An 18,981-nucleotide genomic window follows, 5' to 3' on the forward strand; every position below is an offset into this window, starting at 1 on the left:
TGCCGCTGCTAGACGCCCCTGCGGGGCCCCGGTGGCAGCGCCGCCTGCGTGGGGGAGTGCTGCGCCGACCAGGCCGTCGGGTACGCGCCCGCGTACCGGTGCCCGTTCCCGTACACCCCCGTGCTCACCGCCGTGCCGAAGGCCCGGAAGCTCAGTTCCTCCTCGCCGCTGCGGTCGCCCGGCAGCGTGCGGAACGACCTGCGGTACTCCGAGTACAGGGCGTCGTAGATCGGCGTGGGCGAGCCCGCCGTGACCTCCCGCGAGGGGCGCATCGCGGGGATCTGACTCGGATACGGGGGGAGGAAGGGGTCGTATGAGTGCACGTAGGTGCCAACGACCCCGCCGCCCGTCGGATGCGGGCGGCTCTCCGAAACCGGCGCCGGCCTGGGCCGCGGCACGGTCGGCACCCCGGCCGCGCCGGTCTCCGCGGCCGACGCCGGGAGACCCGGCGGCACACCGGTGATCCGGGCCCGCCCTATGCCCGGACGGCCGTCCTCCATCAGGTACCGGCCAGCGGCATCGCGGCGGCGACCAGACGTCCGTTCGCCGCGGCCTTCTCCAGCGCGTCGCGCAGCAGGTCCTCGCGCGGCTGCTGGCCGATCGAGCCCACCGGGGCGGCGAAGACCAGCACCGTGTGCGACTTGTTGGCCGCGGCGCGCCAGCCCTCGGTGACCTGGAGCGGCTGGTGCGCCTGCCACCAGGCGGCCTGCCCGGCGCCGCCGGGGCCCGGCTGGAGCACGGAGTGCAGCTGGCCCATGGCGACCAGGACCGACCAGCCCGGCAGCGCCGCCGGCTTCTGGTCGAGGTCCATGACCTGGTGGAAGCCCTGCTCGGCAAGGAGCGGGAGGAACTCGTCGGTGAGACCGTCCGTGCCCGGGCGGGCCACCGGGGCGGTCGGCTCCACGACCAGCGCCGGGTGCAGCTCGCCCTGGATCAGGACGAGACCGCTGGTGACGCCGAGCACGGCCTGCTCGGGGTGGGCGGCGGTGAGCGCGTCCGCGGTGTCCGCCGCCGTGATGGAGGCGACGGCGCCCTGGAGCTGCTCCTCGGCGACCCGGACGACCTGCGACGGAATGCAGCTGGCGTGGGCGAACGCGAGGACCGCGGTCTCGTCGCCGACGAACAGCACCGTGCTGGTGCGCTCCTGCTCGGAGTCTCCCGGAGTGCGGCAGGAGGTGCAGTCGTAGCTGCCCGGGGCGTGGTCGCCGGCGAGCAGCCGGTCCGCTTCTTCGTCGCCGATCTCGGCGCGTACGTCCTCGCTGACGTCGAGCATGCGCGGCACGGGGGGCTCCCTGGACTCGGTACGGGGGGACGCCGGGCCGTTCCCGGGCGTCTCATGCCGAGTTCAACGGGTCAGGCTCGGCCGGGGTCACGCGTGGAAGCGAGGCAACTTGCCACCGGCCCGTGCGGCGGGGCCCGTCCCGGGCCGTGACTCCGACCGGGTGGGGTGTGAACAGTGTTCCGCGCGGCACGGGCCGGGGCCGCCGGGGCGCTGCCTAGCCTGCCCCGATGTCGAAGATCCGATTTTGGACAGCCGGTTCCCTCGTGGCGGCCTCGGCGGCCGCGCTGCTGACCCTGGCCGCCCCGGCGCCCGCCGTGGCCGCGGCGGTGTCCGACGCGTCCGCCGCCGGGGCGCGGGACGCGTCCACGGTGCTCCGGGACGTCTCCGACGGGCTCCGGGCGGCCGCCGCCGTGCCCTCCTACCCCTGCGCCGACGACCAGTGGCCCTGGGGCTGCGTCGCCGCGTGCGAGAGCAGCGGGAACTGGCACGTCAACTCCGGGAACGGCTTCTACGGCGGGCTCCAGTTCTGGCACCCGACCTGGGTCGAGCACGGCGGCCTGAAGTACGCCCGGCGCGCCGACCTCGCGACCCGGCCGCAGCAGATCACCGTCGCCGAGGAGGTGCTCCGTACCCAGGGCTGGGGGGCCTGGCCCGTCTGCTCCAAGCGGTACGGCCTGAGCGGGCGCGTCCACACCGTGCAGCCCGGCGACACCCTCAGCTCGATCGCCCGCCGCTTCGGCGTCAAGGGCGGCTGGCAGGCCCTGTACACGGCGAACCGGAACCTGATCGGGCCCGATCCGAACCGGGTCGTCGTCGGGACGATGCTGCGCTTCGACCCGCTGTGAGCGCTCCCGCTCCGGTCAGCCGAGTTCGGCCGGCTCCCCGCTGAACGCGAGGGAGCCGCGCCGCAGCTCGTGCACGAGCGTCCCGGGCGGCAGCCCGCGCGGGACGCGCTGCTCGGCCAGGACCACCGCCGCGCCGCCGGCCACGGCGAGCGCCACGAGACCCCGGTACGTCCGGGCCGCGACCGGCGGGGCCAGGCCGAGCGACGGCTCGTCGACCAGCACCACGCGCGCGCGTGGCGCGAGCAGCGCGCGGGAGAGGGCCAGCATGCGGCGCTCCCCGCCGGAGAGGGTCCCGGCGGGGCGGTCGAGCAGGGGGAGGAGTTCCGGGTACGGGGCGGTGGCGCCGGGTGCGGCGAGGGCGAGGTTCTCCGCGACGGTCAGGCTCGCGTACACCGCCTCCAGATCCGGTACGAAGCACAGCCCGCGCCGTACGCGCGCGTGGGCGGGGAGCCGGGTCACGTCGGCGCCGCGCCACACCACCCGGCCGGCGGAGAGCCGTACCGTGCCCGCGAGCGCGCGCAGCGCCGTCGTACGGCCCGAGCCGTTGCGGCCCAGGAGGACGGTGACCGTGCCGGCCGGGACGGGGAGGTCCAGGCCGTGCAGGGCCTCCAGGGGGCCGTAGCGGACCCGTGCGGCGCGCAGGGCGATCTCGACGCTCATGACACGATCCGGCCTCCCTCCATGGTGTGCACGGTGTGGGCGATGCCCGCCACGAGGTCCGGGTCGTGCTCGACGACCAGCACGGTCAGGCCGTCGGCGGCGAGCGCGGCGAGGACGCGGGACAGCGCGGCGGCCTCGGCGGCGTCGAGACCGGCGGCGGGTTCGTCGAGGAGCAGGGTGTGCGGCCGTCCCGCGAGGGCGCGGGCGAGCTCCACCCGGCGCAGGGTCCCGGTCGGCAGGCCTCCCGCGGCCGCGTGCCGTACGGGCCCGGCCAGCCCCAGCAGGCGCAGGCTCCGCTCGACGGCGGCGGGGTCCCCGGGGGCGTGACCGCGTTCCTCGCCGACGCGGACGTTCTCCTCGACGGTGAGGGAGGGGAAGACCGCGAGCCGCTGGAACGACCGGGCGATGCCGAGCCGGGTGCGGGCGTGCGCGGAGCGCGAGGTGATGTCGGTGCCGTCGAGGGTGATCCGGCCGTGGCGGGGCCGGAGGGTCCCGGCGAGGCAGTCGAAGAGGGTGCTCTTGCCCGCGCCGTTGGGGCCGACGAGGGCGGTGACGCGGCCGGGGGAGAGGGCGAGGCTGACGTGATCGAGCGCGGTGACCCCGCCGGGGTGGACCAGGGTGAGGTCGTGGGCGCGGAGACGGGGGGCGGGGCTGACGGGGACGGGCGCGGCTGCGGGGGCGCGCCGCCGGACGCCCCGGCCATCGTTCGGCTTCCCGTCCGCGGGGGCGCGCCGCCGGACGCCGGGGCCGCCGTGCGGCTTCCCGGCCGCCGCGGCCGCCGTGGTCCCCTCACCCGTACCCCTGGTGGGCAGCAGGTCCGTCAGCGGCGGGACCCGGGCCGTGAAGGCGGCCAGGAGTCCCAGGAGGAGGGCCGCCACGCCGGCGTGCGGGCCCGCGTCCAGGGTGGTCAGGAGGGCCGCCGCCACCAGCGGGGTGAGGAGGCTGTCGGCACCCAGGACCAGGACCGCCGCGAACCAGAGCAGGCCCCGCACCGGGTCGTACGCCTCCGGGTCGAAGGCCCGCAGCCCCATGCCCAGGAGGCCACCGCCGAGGGCCGCCAGGGCCGCGCCCAGGACGAAGGCCAGGAGTTTCAGGCGCGGCACCGGCACGCCCGCCGCCTCCGCGCCCGGCTCGTGGTCCCGCAGCGCGGCGAGCCCCCGGCCCGTACGGCCCCGGCGCAGGGCCGCGACCAGGGCGAGGCAGCCCGCGAGGACGACGAGCTCCAGGGCGTAGAAGGCACGGTCGTCGGTGAAGCCCGCCGGGCGTCCGAGGGACAGGTCCGCCGTCGCGTACGGCTGGGTGAGGACGAAGCGGCTCACCGCCACCCCGGTCGCCAGCGTCGCCAGCGCCAGGGCGAGCCCGTGGCGGCGGATCGCCGGTCCGCCCGTCAGCAGGCCGGCCACGGCCACCAGGGGCACCGCGAGCCCGAGGGCCGTCAGACCCGGCACCCCCCGGGCCGTGAGCAGCGCCGTGAACAGGGCGCCCAGCCCCGCGTACGCCGCCTGCCCCAGCGCGATCTGGCCGCCCCGCCCCGCCACCACGACCAACGAGAGGAGGATCACCGACAGCGCCGGGACCTGGACCGCCGTGTGCAGGTCGGAGCCCGCGAAGCCGAGCGGCAGCAGGAACAGGACCCCGGCCACCGGCCACACGGCGCCCGGCACCCGGCCCGGGCGCACCGGGGGCGGCAGCGCGTCCCTGCCCTTCCCGCCGATCCCCGGCAGGACGAGCGCGGCGACCAGGAGCGCCACCACGAACAGGTTCGCCCCGACCGCCTGGAGCAGCGGGCCCGCCCAGCCCTCCGGGTGCAGCCGGGTCAGCTGGGCCTGGGCCACGCCGATCACGAGCGCGGCGGCCACGGCCACCGGCAGCGACCGCATCCGGGCGATCACCGCGACCGCGATCACCTCCATGACCAGCAACGGCATCCCGTACGGGTCGAGCCGCACGTAGGGGGCGAGCAGCACCCCCGTGAGCCCGGCGGTGAACGCGCCGAACGCCCACCCCGCCGCCGCGACCCGGTCAGCGTCGATGCCCGACAGGACGGCGAGCGGTCGGTTGTCGACCACGGCCCGCAGCTTTCGCCCGAACCGGGTCCACCGGGTCACCGCCCCCACCAGGCAGGCCAGCGCCACCACCGTCGCCAGTTGGGCCCAGGGATCGTCCCCGAGCAGGACCGGCGCGTCGTCCCGCGCCCCCGGGCCCCAGAGGACCACCGCCGCGCCCACCAGCAGCACGAAGACGCCGATGGAGGCCACCAGGGTCCGCGCCGGGTTCGCCTCGCGCCGTGCCAGTGGCCGGAACACCAGCCGGTCCAGGACGAGCCCGAGGCCGGGGGCGACGACGAGGAGCGTGACGAGGGCGCCCGCCGGCAGCGGCCAGCCCCGGACGACCACCAGCTGGCGGAGCACGTACGCGCAGATCATCGCCACCGCGCCGTGCGCCAGGTTCAGCACGCCGGTCGCCCGGTAGGTGACGACCAGGCCGATGCCGGTGAGCGCGGCGGCGGCGCCGACCGCGAGGCCGGCGAGCGTCAGCTCGTACGTCAGGGAGGCCACGGCTCACACACCGGACAGGGGGCAAGGGCCGCCCCTCCCACCGCCACCGCCTCCGGCTTGCCCGCCACCAGCGGGCAGTCCGGCCGGTGCGCCAGCGTCCCGCCGGGGACCCGCACGAGCGGGCCCTCGGAGGAGGGCGCCGGGTCCTCCTCGGGCCCCGGCTCCGGGCGGCGGGGCCGCTCCGGAGGGCGTACGGGAAGCACCGCGCCCGCCACGACGAACACCGCGCCCGCCACGATCAGCGCCGCCCCCGGCACCGTGCACGAGGCCAGATAGGGCAGCTGCCGCTCCGCGAACCGCTGGCCCGAGATCCCGTACCAGCCGAGCACGCAGAGCACCGCGCCACCGGCGAGCGCCACGAGACCGCTCCACAGCAGGATCCGGGATGTCGGCACGGGGGCCTCCCTCGTCTCTTCCTTGCACTATGCCCCGTTCCGTCCCACCCTGGTAGCAGCGGGCCGTTCGGCCCGGAGGGACGTCCGGTGGTGAGCCAGATGGTTTTCGAACGACGCGGCGGACACCTCCGAGCGGGGGTCCTCGTCCTGATGCTGGCCCCCGCCCTGGCGAGCTGCTCCGACAACGGCGACAGCGGCACCGGTTCCACCACGACCACCGCCCCGCCCGGGACGGCGAACGTGACGCCCCCCGCCGACCGGCCCGCCGATCCCGCCGCCGCCCAGGCCGAGATCACCAGGAACTGGACGGCCTTCTTCGACCCGAAGACCCCGGCGGCCGAACGGGTGAAGCTCCTGGAGGACGGGGAGCGGATGCAGGCGGTCCTCGGCGCCTTCGGCGGCGACAAGAACGCGGCCATGACCTCCGCGAAGGTCACCGGGGTGGAGTTCACCTCCGCCACCGGGGCGAACGTCACCTACGACCTGCTGGTCGGCGGGAACCCGGCCCTGCCCGGCGCCAAGGGCACCTCCGTCCTGCAGAACGACACCTGGAAGGTCTCCGTGAAGACCCTGTGCGGCCTGGTCGAGCTGAGCGGTGTCACCGTTCCGGGCTGCTGAGGCGGGAGCGGCGCTGCTCCTGGGCCTGCTGCTCCTTCTCCTCACCGCCTGCGGCAGCCGGCTCCCGGAGCGCGCCTTCGAGACGCGGCCCACCGCCCACCCCTCCGGCGGTGAGCCGCTCCGCATCGGGATCATCACCAGCGCCACCAGCCCGGTCGGCGGCGAGGCGTTCACCGGCCCGCGCGACGGAGCCCGCGCCTGGTTCGACGCCCTCAACGCGCGCGGGGGCCTCGACGGGCGCCGGATCGAGGTCGAGACCTGCGACGACGGCGGCAGCGGCGTCGGCAACAACGCGTGCGTGCACCGGCTCGTCGACGAACGCAAGGTCTTCGCCCTGGTCGCCACCACCGCCCTCGACTACGCCGGCGCGCCCCTCGTCGCCCGCGCCGGGGTCCCCGACATCGGCGGCCAGCCGCTCACCCCCGCGTACGACACCTATCCGCACCTCTACGGGATTTACGGCAGCTCCGCCCCGCGCACCGGGAAGGAACCCGGCTGGGGCGGGGTCCTGTACGGCGGCACCGAGGTCTACCGCTGGTTCGCCAAGGAGCGGGGCGCCAGGACCGCCGCCGTCGTCTCCTACAACCAGGCCGCGTCCGCCGCGTACGCCCGGCTGGTCACCCGGGGCCTGCGCGCCGAGGGCTACCGGGTCGTCGAGGAACAGGTGGACTTCGCCCTGCCCAACTTCCGGGCCGTCGCCGCCGACCTGGGCGCCCAGCACGCCGACGTCCTCTTCGACGCCATGGACACCCACGGCAACGTCCGCCTCTGCGAGGCCATGGAGTCGCTCGGGGTACGCGTCGACGCCAAGGTGACCAACGTGCAGAACTGGTCCTCGTCCGTCGCCCGCGACTACGCCCGCGCCCCCGGCTGCCGGGACTCCCTGTGGGCGACCGCGTCCAGCCGGAACCACCAGGACACCGGGAACCCGGAGGTCCGCGCGTTCCGGACGGCGATGGGGGACCGGCCGCTGTCCCAGTGGCAGCTGGAGGGCTGGGCGGCGGCCATGTGGTTCACCGACGCGGCCCGCTCCTGTCTCGCCGGGGACGGACTCACACGCGCGTGCGTGGAGCGGTTCATGAACCGGCCGGAGCCGTACACCGCCCGCGGTCTGCTGCTCCCCGTCCGCTTCGAGCACCTGGCGCGCCCGCCCGCGACCCGGAACACCTGTCTGTCCGTGGCGCGTTGGCTGGACGGCCGGGGCTGGGTGAGTCAGGGCGAGATGACCCGGAACTGCGCGACCGTGCCCCAGCTCGGCTACCGGCCGTGACCCCCGCCCGCCGCCGCCCGTGACCCCGGCACGGCCACCGCCCGTGAACACCGGCCCGTCACCGGCAGTACAGTCGGGCGACCGATCAACTGACCGGGGGGAACCGGCAGCGCGATGCGAATTTCCTTTCTGCTCCACAACGGCTACCACTACGGCGGCACGATCCGGACGACGTTCACCCTCGCCGAGGAACTGGCGGAACGTCACGAGGTCGAGATCGTCTCGGTGTTCCGCCACCGCGACCACCCACTCCTCGGCCTGCCCTCCGGCGTGGCCCTGCGCCACCTCGTCGACCTGCGCAAGGACAGCCCCGGCTACGACGGCGACCACCCCGACTTCCACCGCCCCGCCGAGGTCTTCCCGCGCGGCGACGGCCGCTGGAAGCAGTACAGCGCGCTGACCGACGCCCGGATCGGCGAGCACCTGCGCGGCGTGGAGGCCGACGTCCTCGTCGGTACCCGCCCCGGACTCAACGTGCACCTCACCCGGCAGGCCCGGCGCGGCCCGGTCCTCGTCGGCCAGGAACACCTGATCCTGGACGGCCACAGCTACCGGCTGCGCCGGGACATCGGCCACGAGTACGCGCTCCTCGACGCCGTCACCACGGTCACCGAGGCGGACGCGCGCGCGTACCGGAAGCTCGGGCTGCCCGGCGTACGGATCGAGGGCGTGCCCAACAGCGTGCCCGCGCCCTCCGTGCCGCCCGCCGACCCCGCGGCGAAGACCGTCGTCGCGGCCGGCCGGCTGACCCGCGTCAAGCGGTACGACGTGCTGATCGACGCCTTCGCCGAGATCGCCGCCGACCACCCCGACTGGAAGCTGCGGATCTACGGCACCGGGGACGCCGTCCAGGACCTCAAGGGGCCGCTGACCCGGCAGATCAAGGACCGGGGCCTGGGCGAGCAGGTCTTCCTCATGGGCTCGGTGACCCCGCTCGAACCCGAGCTGGTGAAGGGCTCGGTCGCCGCCGTGACCTCGCAGCGCGAGTCCTTCGGCATGACGATCGTCGAGGCGATGCGCTGCGGCCTCCCCGTCGTCTCCACCGACTGCCCGTACGGGCCGGGCGAGATCATCGAGGACGGGGTCGACGGGTTCCTGGTGCCGGTCGACGACGTGGCCGGCTTCGCGCGGGCGCTGCGCCGGCTCGTCGAGGACGAGGAACTGCGCGCCAAGACCGCGCGGGCCGCGCGCGACGCCTCCGAGCGCTTCGACCCGGCCAGGATCGCCGCCCGGCACGAGGCCCTGTGGGCGGAGCTCGTCGAGCGGGGCGCGAGCCGGCGCAGCCACTCGGCGGGCCGGACGGCGGTCCACCGCGGGACCGGCCGGGCCGTCGACGCGGTCTACACCCTGAAGGCGAAGGTCGGCCGACTGGTGCGGCGCTTCCGCTGACGGGACCGGGACCGGGACGGGGACGGCACCCGCATCGGGGCCGGCGCCCGTGGCGTCGAGACCGTCGCGCCCATCCGCTCATCGAGGACAGAAGTCGTCCGCGAGGGCTGGCAGACTCGGCGCCATGTTGGAGACCTCAGCACGGCTCTTGCGTCTGCTCTCGCTGCTCCAGGCCCACCGCGAGTGGTCCGGCGCCGCCCTCGCCGACCGGCTCGGGGTCACGCCCCGCACCGTCCGGCGGGACGTCGACCGGCTGCGGGAGCTCGGCTACCCGGTCAACGCCAGCCCCGGCACCGGCGGCGGATACCAGCTGGGCGCCGGGGCCGAACTGCCCCCGCTGCTCCTCGACGACGAGGAGGCCGTGGCCGTCGCCGTCGGCCTGCGCGCCGCCGCCGGGCAGGGCGTCGAGGGCATCGGCGAGAGTTCCGTACGGGCCCTGGCCAAGCTGGAGCAGGTCCTGCCGGGGCGGCTGCGGCGCCGGGTGAGCGCCCTCAACGCCTTCACCGTGCCGATGCTGCGCACCCCGCGCGAGACGATCGACCCGGCCGTGCTCACCGAACTCGCCCATGCCTGCCGGGACGCCGAGCGACTGCGGTTCGAGTACCGCGACCACGGCGGGACGGCCACCCGCAGGACCGTCGAACCGCACCGCCTGGTGTGCAGCGAGCGCCGCTGGTACCTGGTCGCCTGGGACGTGGACCGGGCGGACTGGCGTACCTTCCGGGCCGACCGGATCGTGCCGACGCCGCCGCACGGACCCCGCTTCCCGCCCCGCGAACCGCCCGCCGACGACCTGGCCGCCTATGTGTCGAAGGGGGTGTCCGGCCGCGCCTACGCGGCGGAGGCGACGGTCCGGCTCTTCGTCCCGCTCGCCGAGGCGGCGGCTGTCGTGGGCCCCCTGGACGGGGTCCTGACGGCGGACGGCGAGGACGCCTGTCTGCTGCGGACGGGGGCGCCCGGCCTCGACGCGATGGTGTTCCACGTGGCGTTCATGGGCTTCGACTTCGAGGTGCTCGACCCGCCGCAGCTCGCGGACGCGGTCCGGGCGCTCAGGGACCGTCTGTCCCGGGCCCTCGACCGGCCGGGCGGCGCTCCGGCGGCGGGCTCGTGATCCGCATCCGCTCGTAGGCCGCGAACTCCGGGTGGTGCAGGTCGAAGGCGGGGGCCTCGGAGCGGATGCGGGGCACGGAGGCGAAGTTGTGCCGGGGCGGCGGGCAGGAGGTCGCCCACTCCAGGGAGCGGCCGAAGCCCCAGGGGTCGTCGACGTCGACCTTCGTCCCGTACCGCCAGGTCCGCCACACGTTGTAGAGGAACGGCAGGGTGGAGCTGCCGAGCAGGAAGGCGCCGATGGTGGACACGGTGTTGAGGGCGGTGAAGCCGTCGGCCCGCAGGTAGTCCGCGTACCGCCGGGGCATGCCCTCGGCGCCGAGCCAGTGCTGCACCAGGAAGGTCAGGTGGAAGCCGACGAACAGGGTCCAGAAGTGGATCTTCCCGAGCCGTTCGTCGAGCATCCGGCCGGTGAACTTGGGCCACCAGAAGTAGAAGCCGGCGAAGGTCGCGAAGACGACCGTGCCGAAGACCGTGTAGTGGAAGTGGGCGACCACGAAGTACGAGTCGGTGACCTGGAAGTCCATCGGCGGGGACGCGAGGATCACCCCGGTGAGTCCGCCGAAGAGGAAGGACACCAGGAAGCCGACGGACCAGAGCATCGGGGTCTCGAAGGAGAGCGAGCCCCGCAGCATCGTGCCGGTCCAGTTGAAGAACTTCACCCCGGTGGGCACCGCGATGAGGAACGAGAGCAGCGAGAAGAACGGCAGCAGCACCGCCCCCGTCGCGAACATGTGGTGGGCCCAGACGACCACCGAGAGGCCGGTGATCGCCATCGTCGCGGCGATCAGCGTCGTGTACCCGAAGATCGGCTTCCGGGCGAAGACGGGGATGATCTCGCTGACGATGCCGAAGAACGGCAGCGCGATGATGTAGACCTCGGGGTGCCCGAAGAACCAGAAGAGGTGCTGCCAGAGCAGCGCGCCGCCGTTCTCGGGATGGAAGACCACGGAGCCCAGGCGCCGGTCCGACTCCAGGACGAGCAGCGCGGCGGCGAGGACCGGGAAGGCCATCAGGACCAGGATCGCGGTGAAGAGCACGTTCCAGGTGAAGATCGGCATGCGGAACATGGTCATGCCGGGCGCCCGCATCCCGATGATCGTCGCCAGGAAGTTCACCGAGGTGAGGATCGTGCCGAAGCCCGAGAGCGCCAGGCCCATGATCCACAGGTCGGCGCCGATGCCGGGGGTGCGCTCCAGGCCGTTGAGGGGCGCGTACGCGGTCCAGCCGAAGGCCGGCGGCCCGCTGGGCACCAGGAGCGAGCCGAGCACGATCAGGCCGCCGAAGAGGAACAGCCAGTACGAGAACATGTTGAGCCGCGGGAAGGCCACGTCGGGCGAGCCGATCTGGAGCGGCACCAGCTCGTTGGCGAAGCCGGCGAACGTGGGCGTCGCGAAGAGCAGCAGCATGATCGTGCCGTGCAGGGTGAAGGCCTGGTTGAACTCCTGGTTCGTGACCAGCTGGAGCCCCGGGCGGGCCAGCTCCGCCCGCATCAGCATGGCCATGACCCCGGCCACCAGGAAGAAGAGGAACGAGGTCACCAGATAGAGGTGGCCGATCTTCTTGTGGTCGGTGGTGGTGAGCCAGTCGATCAGTACGCGCCCGTGCCGCTCCGGGGTCGATTCGACGGCTGCGGTCACTGTCCCGTTGCCCATCGCTGCCTCCGCCTCGCCGTCGACCCGGCTCCGCGTCTCCGGGCGTTCGGCAAGCGTAAGCATTGTGTAAGGGAAGAGTGAGCGGCTCGCACGCGCGTCGCCGACACAATTCGGGACGGGGCTGCGGGAAGCGGGAATTACGCGCGTTCAATCACGCCTTCCGGGCCGTTCGTGCGAACTGATGGGCGGCCTTCGGAATTACCGGAGAAACGGCCGGAAACGGGCCCTCCGAGTAACCGCCGCCGTGTCGAACACATGTCGAGAACTTGTGACACAAGCGTGACCGCCGGGGGACTAACGTGAGGCACATGGCACCCACATCGCGCACTCCCCAGCCGCCCCGCGACGCCCCCGAGTCCTATGTGGGCCTCGACGCGGAAGGCGCCGAGCAGCTCGCCAGGACGCGCGGCTGGAGCACCGTCAGGTCCCTGCCGCCCGGCTCGATCATCACCATGGAGTACCTCCAGGGACGCCTCAACTTCGAGGTCGAGGGCGGCACCGTCACCCGCTGCTGGGTCGGCTGACCGGCCGGACGCACGCGGCCGGAAGGCCGTGCGCCGCGCATGCGGACATCCGTACGCGCGCATGCGGAAGGGCCCCGGCCGATGACGGCCGGGGCCCTTCCGTGCAGCTGGGTGGTCAGCCCCGGGTCACCGGGGCGCGGCGCCCGCCGGCCACCCCCACGGGCTCCCGGACGGGCTCCTCCGACCCCGGCGGACGCGGCGGGAAGAACCCGGGGCGCGGACCGCCGGAGGCGACCGGCAGCGAGGGCACCAGACGGCGACGGTCCCGCAGCCGCTCCCTGATCCGGTCGCGCGCGGCGAGGATCCACGACTCGGCCACGGCGAGGACCGGCTCGCACCAGGGCAGCGCCAGCAGGACGAGCAGCCCGGCCGCCCAGCCGAGCAGCACGTCGCTCAGCCAGTGCGTGCCCAGATAGACGGTGGTGAGGCCGACGCCGAGCGCGACCACGGCCGAGAGCGCCGACAGATAGCGCCTGGCCCTCGGGGTGGTCGCCAGATAGGCGAGGATGCCCCAGGTCACGACCGCGTTGGCGGTGTGACCCGAGGGGAATATGTCGCCGCCGGCGAACAGCTCGGCGGAGCCGACCTGGGTCGCGTAGTGGGGGCCGAGGCGGCCGAGGCCGAGCTTGACCGCGCCGACCGAGACGTTGAGCAGCAGGAGGGCGGCACCGAGGCAGAGCAGGGGCCGCAGGGTGTGCTGGCGCCAGGAGCGCCAGCCCAGCCAGGCGGCCACCATGACGGCCGTGGGCCCGCGCTGGCCGAGGACGACGTAGTAGTCGAGGAAACCGTGGATCTCCGGCCACTGCTGGTAGGGCCGGAAGAGCATGATCTTCCAGTCGAGGGTCACCAGCCACGTCGACAGCAGAACGGCGACGACCATGGCGAGATAGAACGCCGACGTCCCGCCGAAGAGGGCGAGACGCGTGCGGGTCATCCGCGGGACCTCTATCTTCGGCGGTTCCGGCTCCCGGTCCAGCCGGGCAAAGATGTCGGTACGCACCCAATCGACGTTACAGGGAGTGAGAAGCCGACCCGGTCGATCCGGTCCCTTCGTGATGTTGATGTGATGTGGAGTGGGTCTCAGTGGCCTCCCTATTACCGGCGTCCGTCGGGAAATCCGATGACCTTCCGCCCTATTGTCGCGAAGCTCATTCCGGAAGAGTGTTTGAACGCGAGGGAATAGCTTCAGACGCATGTCCGTACGGAATTCCATGCGACGCGCGGCCCGCCCCGAGTGGCGTACGCCACACCGCGAGGCCCGCCGGGGTGAGAGCTGCACCACGCGCTCGACGCTTGAACTCGCGTACGCTGACGGCTCACTCACCCTTCGATGCCGGGCCGCCCCAGGGCCATAACCCCTGGTCGGGGCCTGCCGGGGGCGAGAGCTTCACTGGGAGGTACGTACATGTCGCGGACGAACACGGCCCCAGCACGACCGCCCGCCGCCACCGGCGACGGAGCCAACCGCTGGGTCGTCCTCGTCGTCCTCTGCGTCAGCCTTCTCCTGGTCGCCCTCGACGCGACCATCCTCCACGTCGCCGTCCCCTCGCTCACCGAGGACCTGCGCCCCAGCTCCACCGCGCTGCTCTGGATCGTCGACGCCTACCCCCTGGTCTGCGCGTCGCTGCTGATCCTCTTCGGCACCCTCGGCGACCGGGTCGGCAGACGACGGGTCCTCCTCCTCGGCTACGGGCTGTTCGGCATCGCCTCGGCGGTCGCCGCGCTCGCCACCGAACCCTCGGTCCTCATCGCGGCCCGCGCGCTGCTCGGCGTCGGCGGCGCCATGATCATGCCCGCCACGCTCTCCATCCTCCGGGCGGTCTTCCCCGACCGCAGGGAGCGCGCCACCGCGATCGGCGTCTGGACCGCCACCGCCGCGATCGGGGCCGCCACCGGACCGGTGCTCGGCGGCTTCCTCGTCGAGAACTACTGGTGGGGCTCCGTCTTCCTCATCAACATCCCGCTGATGGCGCTGATCCTGCCGCTCGGCCGCCGGCTCCTCCCCGAATCCCGGGGCGCCGCCGACGGCCCCTGGGACGTCCTCGGCGCGCTCATGGCCGCCGCCGGCGTGCTCGGCTGCGTCCTCGGCGTCAAGCGCGCCGGGGCCGGCGACCCGCTGCTCGCCCTCCCCACCGCCGGACCGCTGCTCGTCGGCGCCGCGCTCCTCGTCCTCTTCGTACGGCGGCAGAAGCGGCGCCCGCACCCGCTGATCGACATGGGGCTCTTCTCCCGGGCCGCCTTCACCACCTCGGTCGGCTGCATCGTCATCGGCATGCTCGCCCTGGTCGGCCTGGAGCTCATCGCCGTCCAGTACCTCCAGCTGGTCCTCGGCCTCAGCCCCCTGGAGACCGGGCTGCGGCTGCTCCCGCTCACCTTCGCCGCGATGGCCGCCGGCGCCACCGGCTCGTACACCCTGCGCCGGATCGGACCCCGGCGGATGGTCGGCTGGGGCTTCGTCCTCACCGCCGCCGCCGTGCTGCTCCTCGTCCTCATGGGGGAGCACGACCGGCCGATGCTGCTCACGGTGGGCTTCGTGCTGCTCGGCTTCGGCCTGCAGACCACGCTCTTCTCGGCGTACGAGTCGATGCTCAGCGAGGCGCCGGCGCGGAGCGCGGGCGGCGCGGCGGCGATCGGCGAGACCTCCTACCAGCTGGGCGCGGGCATGGGCATCGCGCTGCTCGGCAGTGTGATGAACGCGGCGTACGCGCCCGGGCTCGCCTCGGTCCCCGGAGTGCCCGCCGAGGCGAGCCGGGCCGCCGCGAACTCGCTGGGCGAGGCGTATCAGGTCGCCGGGCAGCTCGGCGGCACGGCGGGCGAAGCCCTGCACCAGGCCGCCCGGCACTCCTTCGTGAACGGGCTGCACATCACGCTCTGCGTGAGCGCGGGGCTGCTGCTCCTCGGCGCGGTGATGGCCCGGCGGCTGCCCCGGGTGATGGAGTGCCCGGCGGCGGACCCGGACGAGGCGGTGACCGTCGGGACCGCTGAGGCGGCGGAGACGGCAGGGGCGCCGGGGGCGAGCGCGGCGGCAGAGATGCCGGAGACCGCGGGAGCGCCAGGGACCGCGGGGACGGCCGGGGCGCCGGGAAAGGTGTCCGCCGGGATCTCCGGACACCTGGTGTCCGTGGAGCCGGCCGAGCCGCGGCTGTCCGCGGAGGCCTCCGGGCACCGGGTGCCCGTGGAGTCCGCCGAGCCGCGGGTGCCCGCGACCCGGGAAGCGATCGAGTCCGCCGGCTCGGGGCGTCCGGCGCACTGACCCGATCCCTCGGGCGGTGCCCCGGCCGGGCCGGCGGACCCGCTCAGCTCTGGTTGAAGAAGCCGTCCTGCCGGCGGCGTCCCGTCTCGCCCGTGACGATCTGGGTGTCGGCCGGGGTCAGCAGGAAGACCCGCGTCGCCACGCGCTCGATCGAACCGCGCAGGCCGAAGGCGAGACCGGCGGCGAAGTCGACCACGCGCTTGGCGTCGTTCGCCTCCATCGCGGTCAGGTTCACGATCACCGGGACGCCGTCCCGGAAGAGCTCGCCGATGCCGCGGGCGTCCCGGAAGCCGTCCGGGGAGACGGTGGCGATCCGGCGGCCCCGCTCCTCGGCGGTGTCCGTGGCCACCCGGACCCGGGGGTCCGTCACCCAGGCGTCGCCGCCCTCGGCACCGTCGGCGTACTCGTCGTCGTAGTAACGCTCGTCGTTGTCCTCGACGAGTCCCAGCCAGGCACTGGCCTTGCGCACCGATCCCATGGACGCCTCCTTTCAGCGCGGTCACTTGTGGTTCCGCAGTCCCTATCGTCCTTCATGATGCGGATCGCGCGCCAAGTGGATAGACGGCGCGCAGGGGATTCGTGACGGTACTGGTGCAGAACGTGAGCACCGTTTGCTGGCGAATCGTCAGGAATCCTGCGGTATGCGGGGCCTGAGGAAGGGCCATGTAGCTGAAAATATGAAAGTCGTGCCGGAAGGGTGACGATGGGCGCGTACGGGTGAACGGACCCGCTCGCTACGATGCCGCGAGGCCGCACGTCGGCCACGGAAATCGGCCAGGCCCACGACTCACGGGGGAGTCCTTGTTCGGAATCGTCAGACCCTGCACCCATCGGCTCACCGACGGCCTCAAGACCGAGTGGATGGCCCACCTCTGCGGCCTCTGCCTGGCACTCCGCGCCGACCACGGGCAGTTCGCCCGCGTCGTCACCAACTACGACGGGCTCATCGTCTCGGTCCTGACGGAGGCTCAGACCGGCACCGTGGCCTCCGGCCGACGCACCGCCGGGCCCTGCCCGCTGCGCGGCATGCGGACCGCGCCCGTCGCCCGCGGGGAAGGCGCGCGGCTCGCCGCCGCCGTCTCGCTCGTCCTCGCCTCGGCGAAGGTACGGGACCACGTCGCCGACCGGGACGGCCTGTTGGCCCGTCGGCCCGTCGCCGCCGCGGCCCGCCGGGTCGCCCGCTCCTGGGACAGGGCCGGTGCGAGGACCGGCCGCGCCCTCGGCTTCGACACCGCCGTCCTCGTCGACGCCGTCGACCGCCAGACCGGCATCGAGACCCTCGCGGGACTCGGCACCCCGCTGCTCACCGTCACCGAGCCCACCGAGACGGCGACCGCCGCCGCCTTCGCGCACACCGCCGTCCTCGCCGGCCGCCCGGAGAACGCCGCGCCGCTCGCCGAGGCCGGCCGGCTCTTCGGCCGCCTCGCCCACCTCCTGGACGCCGTCGAGGACCAGACCGCCGACGCGGCGAGCGGCGCCTGGAACCCGCTCACCGCGACGGGCACCTCCCGCGCGGAGGCCCGCCGGCTCGCCGACGACGCCCTGCACGGCATCCGCCTCGCCCTGAAGGACGCCGAGTTCACCGACGGCAGGCTCGTCCACGTCCTGCTCGCCCACGAACTCCGCAGCTCGGTCGACCGGGCCTTCGGCACGACCTGCGCCCACGGCGCGCCGGGACCGGGCCAGGGCCCGGTCCCGGGGAACCCGTACGGGGGCGGGGCCCCCGGCCCGTACGGCGCGCAGAACCCCTACGGGGGCAACCCGTACGGGGGCGGCAACCCCTACGGGGGCGGACCCGGTGGTCCCGGCGGCCTCCCGCCGCAGTTCGGCGGCGGCGCGCCGCAGGCGCCCAAGCCGCGCGGCTTCCTCGCCGGATGCGCCATGTTCACCTGGCTCCTCTGCACCTGTCAGCTCTGCTGCGCCAAGGAGTACGAGGGCCCCTGGTCCCGCAAGAAGCGCGAGGGCTGCTGCCGGGACTGCGACTGCCCGGACTGCTCCGGCTGTGACTGCTGCTGCCCCTGCGACGGCTGCTGACGCTCCGTCCGCCCCCCCGCTACTTCGTGGGCGCCGGGATCTCCGGCGGGGAGATCTCCGACCGCGCGATCCCCGAGGCCGTCACCCCCCACTTCCGGAGGATGCGGTCGTACGTCCCGTCCGCCTTCAGGCCGTTCACCGCGGCCCGGAAGGCGGGCGCGAGCGGGGTGCCCTTCCTGAACGCGAAGCCGACGTCGAGCCGCCGGTACTCGTTGAGGAACTTCACGTTCTTCTGCTGGGTCACCGCGTACCGCACGCCGTTGATGGTGTTCATCACGACATCGCTGCGGCCCTGCTGGAGCGACATCCAGATCGCCCCGGTCTCGCTGTAGACGTTCACCTCGTACGGCGGCTTGCCGGCCTCCGCGCACCGGCCCTTGTTCTTCTCCAGGGTCCGTTCGAAGGTGGTGCCCGCGTTCACCGCCACCTTCAGACCGCACAGCTGCGTCAGGTCGGTGACCGCCTTCAGCGTGCTGTCCGCCCGGCTCGCGAAGCCCTGGCCGTCGTTGACGTACGTCACGAAGTCGATGGCCTTGCGCCGCTCCTCCGTCACACCGAAGTTCCCGGTGCCCACGTCGTACTTGCCGCTGCCCAGTGCCGGCAGGATCGCCTCGAAGCCGACCACCTCGCGCCGCACCTCCAGACCGAGGGCCTTCGCGACGGCCGCGGCGAAGTCGGCGTCCACCCCCACCACCGTCTTCCCGTCCGCCAGATAGGCCGAGCTGGGCGGTGTCGCGACCGAGGCGGCGAGGGTGAAGCTCCCCCGCTGCCGCACCTCGGCGGGCAGCAGCTTCGCGGCGGCCTCGTTCTTCTTCACCGCCGACACCACGTCCTCGGTCGGCAGCGCCCCCTTCGCCCCGCCCGTCGCCCCGGCCGGGGCCGTGGCGGGCTCACCTCCGGCGCAGGCGGTGAGCGTGAGTGCGGCGGCGGTGATCAGCGCGAAGCCGAGGGACGTGCGGGCGGTGCCGGAACGCGTACGCGTACTCATGGTCTCGGGGTCTCCAGGAATTTCTCGAACGGCAGCGGGCCGATCGACTCGGGGTCGGCGGACACGTCGAAGAGCGGGCGGTAGCCGCTCGCCAGATAGAGGCCCTTGGCCTCCGGCTGGCGCGGTCCGGTCGTCAGACAGAGGCGGGAGTAGCCGCGGGCCGCGGCCTCCCGTTCGAGCACGGTGAGGACCCGGCGGGCGAGCGCGGAGCCGTACCGGGTCGTGTACTCGTGCGCCAGCTCATCGAGGAGCGGGCGCGCCAGGGGGTCGGTGGTCGTGGTCCGGTGCACGGACAGCGCGAAGGTCATGACGGTCATTCAGGGCGAAGGAGGCACGGGGGCAGCGGGTGGGGCGAGGGGAGAGGAGAGCTCAGGCACCCACGAGGGGGCCGGATGTGAAGGCG

17 protein-coding genes and 1 pseudogene are annotated in these 18,981 nt (G+C 73.9%); 8 read left to right on the forward strand and 10 right to left on the reverse strand.

Annotation, left to right across the window (positions count from 1 at the left end; translation table 11 throughout):
* Window positions 1-8: 8 nt before the first annotated feature.
* Window positions 9-272: a hypothetical protein gene (locus ASD33_RS11925; RefSeq protein WP_347232279.1), complete on the reverse strand. Its 264-nt coding sequence runs from the start codon at window positions 270-272 to the stop codon at window positions 9-11.
* Between the two features lie 227 nt (window positions 273-499).
* Complete coding sequence (locus ASD33_RS11930; protein WP_056557701.1) at window positions 500-1,282, reverse strand: hypothetical protein; 783 nt, start codon at window positions 1,280-1,282, stop codon at window positions 500-502.
* 227 nt (window positions 1,283-1,509) lie between these two features.
* On the opposite strand from ASD33_RS11930, the gene ASD33_RS11935 reads away from it, so the two are divergent.
* Window positions 1,510-2,127, forward strand: a complete 618-nt coding sequence (locus tag ASD33_RS11935; protein WP_056557702.1) for a transglycosylase family protein — start codon at window positions 1,510-1,512, stop codon at window positions 2,125-2,127.
* A gap of 15 nt (window positions 2,128-2,142) precedes the next feature.
* On the opposite strand, the gene ASD33_RS11940 is transcribed toward ASD33_RS11935, so the two are convergent.
* From ASD33_RS11940 to ASD33_RS11950, 3 genes are read right to left on the reverse strand one after another with little or no spacing between them, the layout of a single operon-like run.
* Complete coding sequence (locus tag ASD33_RS11940; protein ID WP_056557704.1) at window positions 2,143-2,787, reverse strand: ATP-binding cassette domain-containing protein; 645 nt, start codon at window positions 2,785-2,787, stop codon at window positions 2,143-2,145.
* A complete protein-coding gene (locus tag ASD33_RS11945; protein WP_056557707.1) occupies window positions 2,784-5,345 on the reverse strand; it encodes an ATP-binding cassette domain-containing protein in 2,562 nt (853 codons plus the stop codon). The genes ASD33_RS11940 and ASD33_RS11945 overlap by 4 nt, the downstream gene beginning before the upstream one ends.
* Window positions 5,333-5,740 (reverse strand): hypothetical protein, encoded by a 408-nt coding sequence (locus ASD33_RS11950; RefSeq protein WP_056557708.1) that lies wholly within the window; start codon window positions 5,738-5,740, stop codon window positions 5,333-5,335. Before ASD33_RS11950 ends, ASD33_RS11945 begins: the two co-directional genes overlap by 13 nt.
* A gap of 99 nt (window positions 5,741-5,839) precedes the next feature.
* Between ASD33_RS11950 and ASD33_RS11955 the strand changes: the two genes are divergently transcribed.
* The 4 genes from ASD33_RS11955 to ASD33_RS11970 all read left to right on the forward strand — a co-directional run bounded on the left by ASD33_RS11955 (window position 5,840) and on the right by ASD33_RS11970 (window position 10,128).
* The gene (locus ASD33_RS11955) at window positions 5,840-6,358 is read left to right on the forward strand and encodes a hypothetical protein (protein ID WP_056557779.1); all 519 of its coding nucleotides are present in this window, start codon (window positions 5,840-5,842) and stop codon (window positions 6,356-6,358) included.
* The gene (locus tag ASD33_RS11960) at window positions 6,336-7,628 is read left to right on the forward strand and encodes an ABC transporter substrate-binding protein (RefSeq protein WP_056557710.1); all 1,293 of its coding nucleotides are present in this window, start codon (window positions 6,336-6,338) and stop codon (window positions 7,626-7,628) included. Before ASD33_RS11955 ends, ASD33_RS11960 begins: the two co-directional genes overlap by 23 nt.
* Before the next feature lie 114 nt (window positions 7,629-7,742).
* Window positions 7,743-9,017, forward strand: coding sequence for a glycosyltransferase family 4 protein (locus ASD33_RS11965; RefSeq protein ID WP_056557712.1), 1,275 nt, complete (start codon window positions 7,743-7,745; stop codon window positions 9,015-9,017).
* 124 nt (window positions 9,018-9,141) lie between these two features.
* Window positions 9,142-10,128 carry a YafY family protein gene (locus ASD33_RS11970; RefSeq protein WP_056557714.1) on the forward strand — a complete coding sequence of 329 codons (987 nt, stop codon included), beginning with the start codon at window positions 9,142-9,144 and terminating at the stop codon, window positions 10,126-10,128.
* On the opposite strand, the gene ctaD is transcribed toward ASD33_RS11970, so the two are convergent.
* Window positions 10,067-11,779, reverse strand: a complete 1,713-nt coding sequence (ctaD, locus tag ASD33_RS11975) for a cytochrome c oxidase subunit I (protein ID WP_056557716.1) — start codon at window positions 11,777-11,779, stop codon at window positions 10,067-10,069. The genes ASD33_RS11970 and ctaD overlap by 62 nt on opposite strands.
* Window positions 11,780-12,087: 308 nt before the next feature.
* On the opposite strand from ctaD, the gene ASD33_RS11980 reads away from it, so the two are divergent.
* The gene (locus ASD33_RS11980; RefSeq protein ID WP_056557718.1) at window positions 12,088-12,303 is read left to right on the forward strand and encodes an I78 family peptidase inhibitor; all 216 of its coding nucleotides are present in this window, start codon (window positions 12,088-12,090) and stop codon (window positions 12,301-12,303) included.
* A gap of 118 nt (window positions 12,304-12,421) precedes the next feature.
* Here ASD33_RS11980 and ASD33_RS11985 read toward each other — a convergent pair.
* Window positions 12,422-13,303 (reverse strand): annotated as a pseudogene (locus tag ASD33_RS11985) (phosphatase PAP2 family protein); the annotation flags it as partial.
* Window positions 13,304-13,708: 405 nt separating this feature from the next.
* Between ASD33_RS11985 and ASD33_RS11990 the strand changes: the two are divergent.
* On the forward strand, window positions 13,709-15,556 hold the full coding sequence (locus tag ASD33_RS11990) for an MFS transporter (RefSeq protein ID WP_056557722.1): 1,848 nt from the start codon (window positions 13,709-13,711) through the stop codon (window positions 15,554-15,556).
* A gap of 43 nt (window positions 15,557-15,599) precedes the next feature.
* Here the strand turns inward: ASD33_RS11990 and sepF are convergent, their stop codons facing one another.
* Window positions 15,600-16,034 (reverse strand): cell division protein SepF, encoded by a 435-nt coding sequence (sepF, locus tag ASD33_RS11995; protein ID WP_056557724.1) that lies wholly within the window; start codon window positions 16,032-16,034, stop codon window positions 15,600-15,602.
* A 323-nt stretch (window positions 16,035-16,357) separates the two neighbouring features.
* Here sepF and ASD33_RS12000 point away from each other — a divergent pair, with 323 nt between their 5' ends.
* Complete coding sequence (locus tag ASD33_RS12000; protein ID WP_056557726.1) at window positions 16,358-17,590, forward strand: DUF5685 family protein; 1,233 nt, start codon at window positions 16,358-16,360, stop codon at window positions 17,588-17,590.
* 19 nt (window positions 17,591-17,609) lie between these two features.
* Here ASD33_RS12000 and ASD33_RS12005 read toward each other — a convergent pair whose 3' ends face one another.
* Together ASD33_RS12005 and ASD33_RS12010 are read right to left on the reverse strand one after the other, a co-directional pair.
* Window positions 17,610-18,578: an ABC transporter substrate-binding protein gene (locus tag ASD33_RS12005; protein ID WP_056557728.1), complete on the reverse strand. Its 969-nt coding sequence runs from the start codon at window positions 18,576-18,578 to the stop codon at window positions 17,610-17,612.
* Window positions 18,575-18,886, reverse strand: a complete 312-nt coding sequence (locus tag ASD33_RS12010; protein ID WP_056557729.1) for a hypothetical protein — start codon at window positions 18,884-18,886, stop codon at window positions 18,575-18,577. The genes ASD33_RS12005 and ASD33_RS12010 overlap by 4 nt, the downstream gene beginning before the upstream one ends.
* Window positions 18,887-18,981 lie beyond the last annotated feature (95 nt).

It is taken from the genome of Streptomyces sp. Root1304 (assembly GCF_001426405.1).
Lineage (GTDB): Bacteria > Actinomycetota > Actinomycetes > Streptomycetales > Streptomycetaceae > Streptomyces.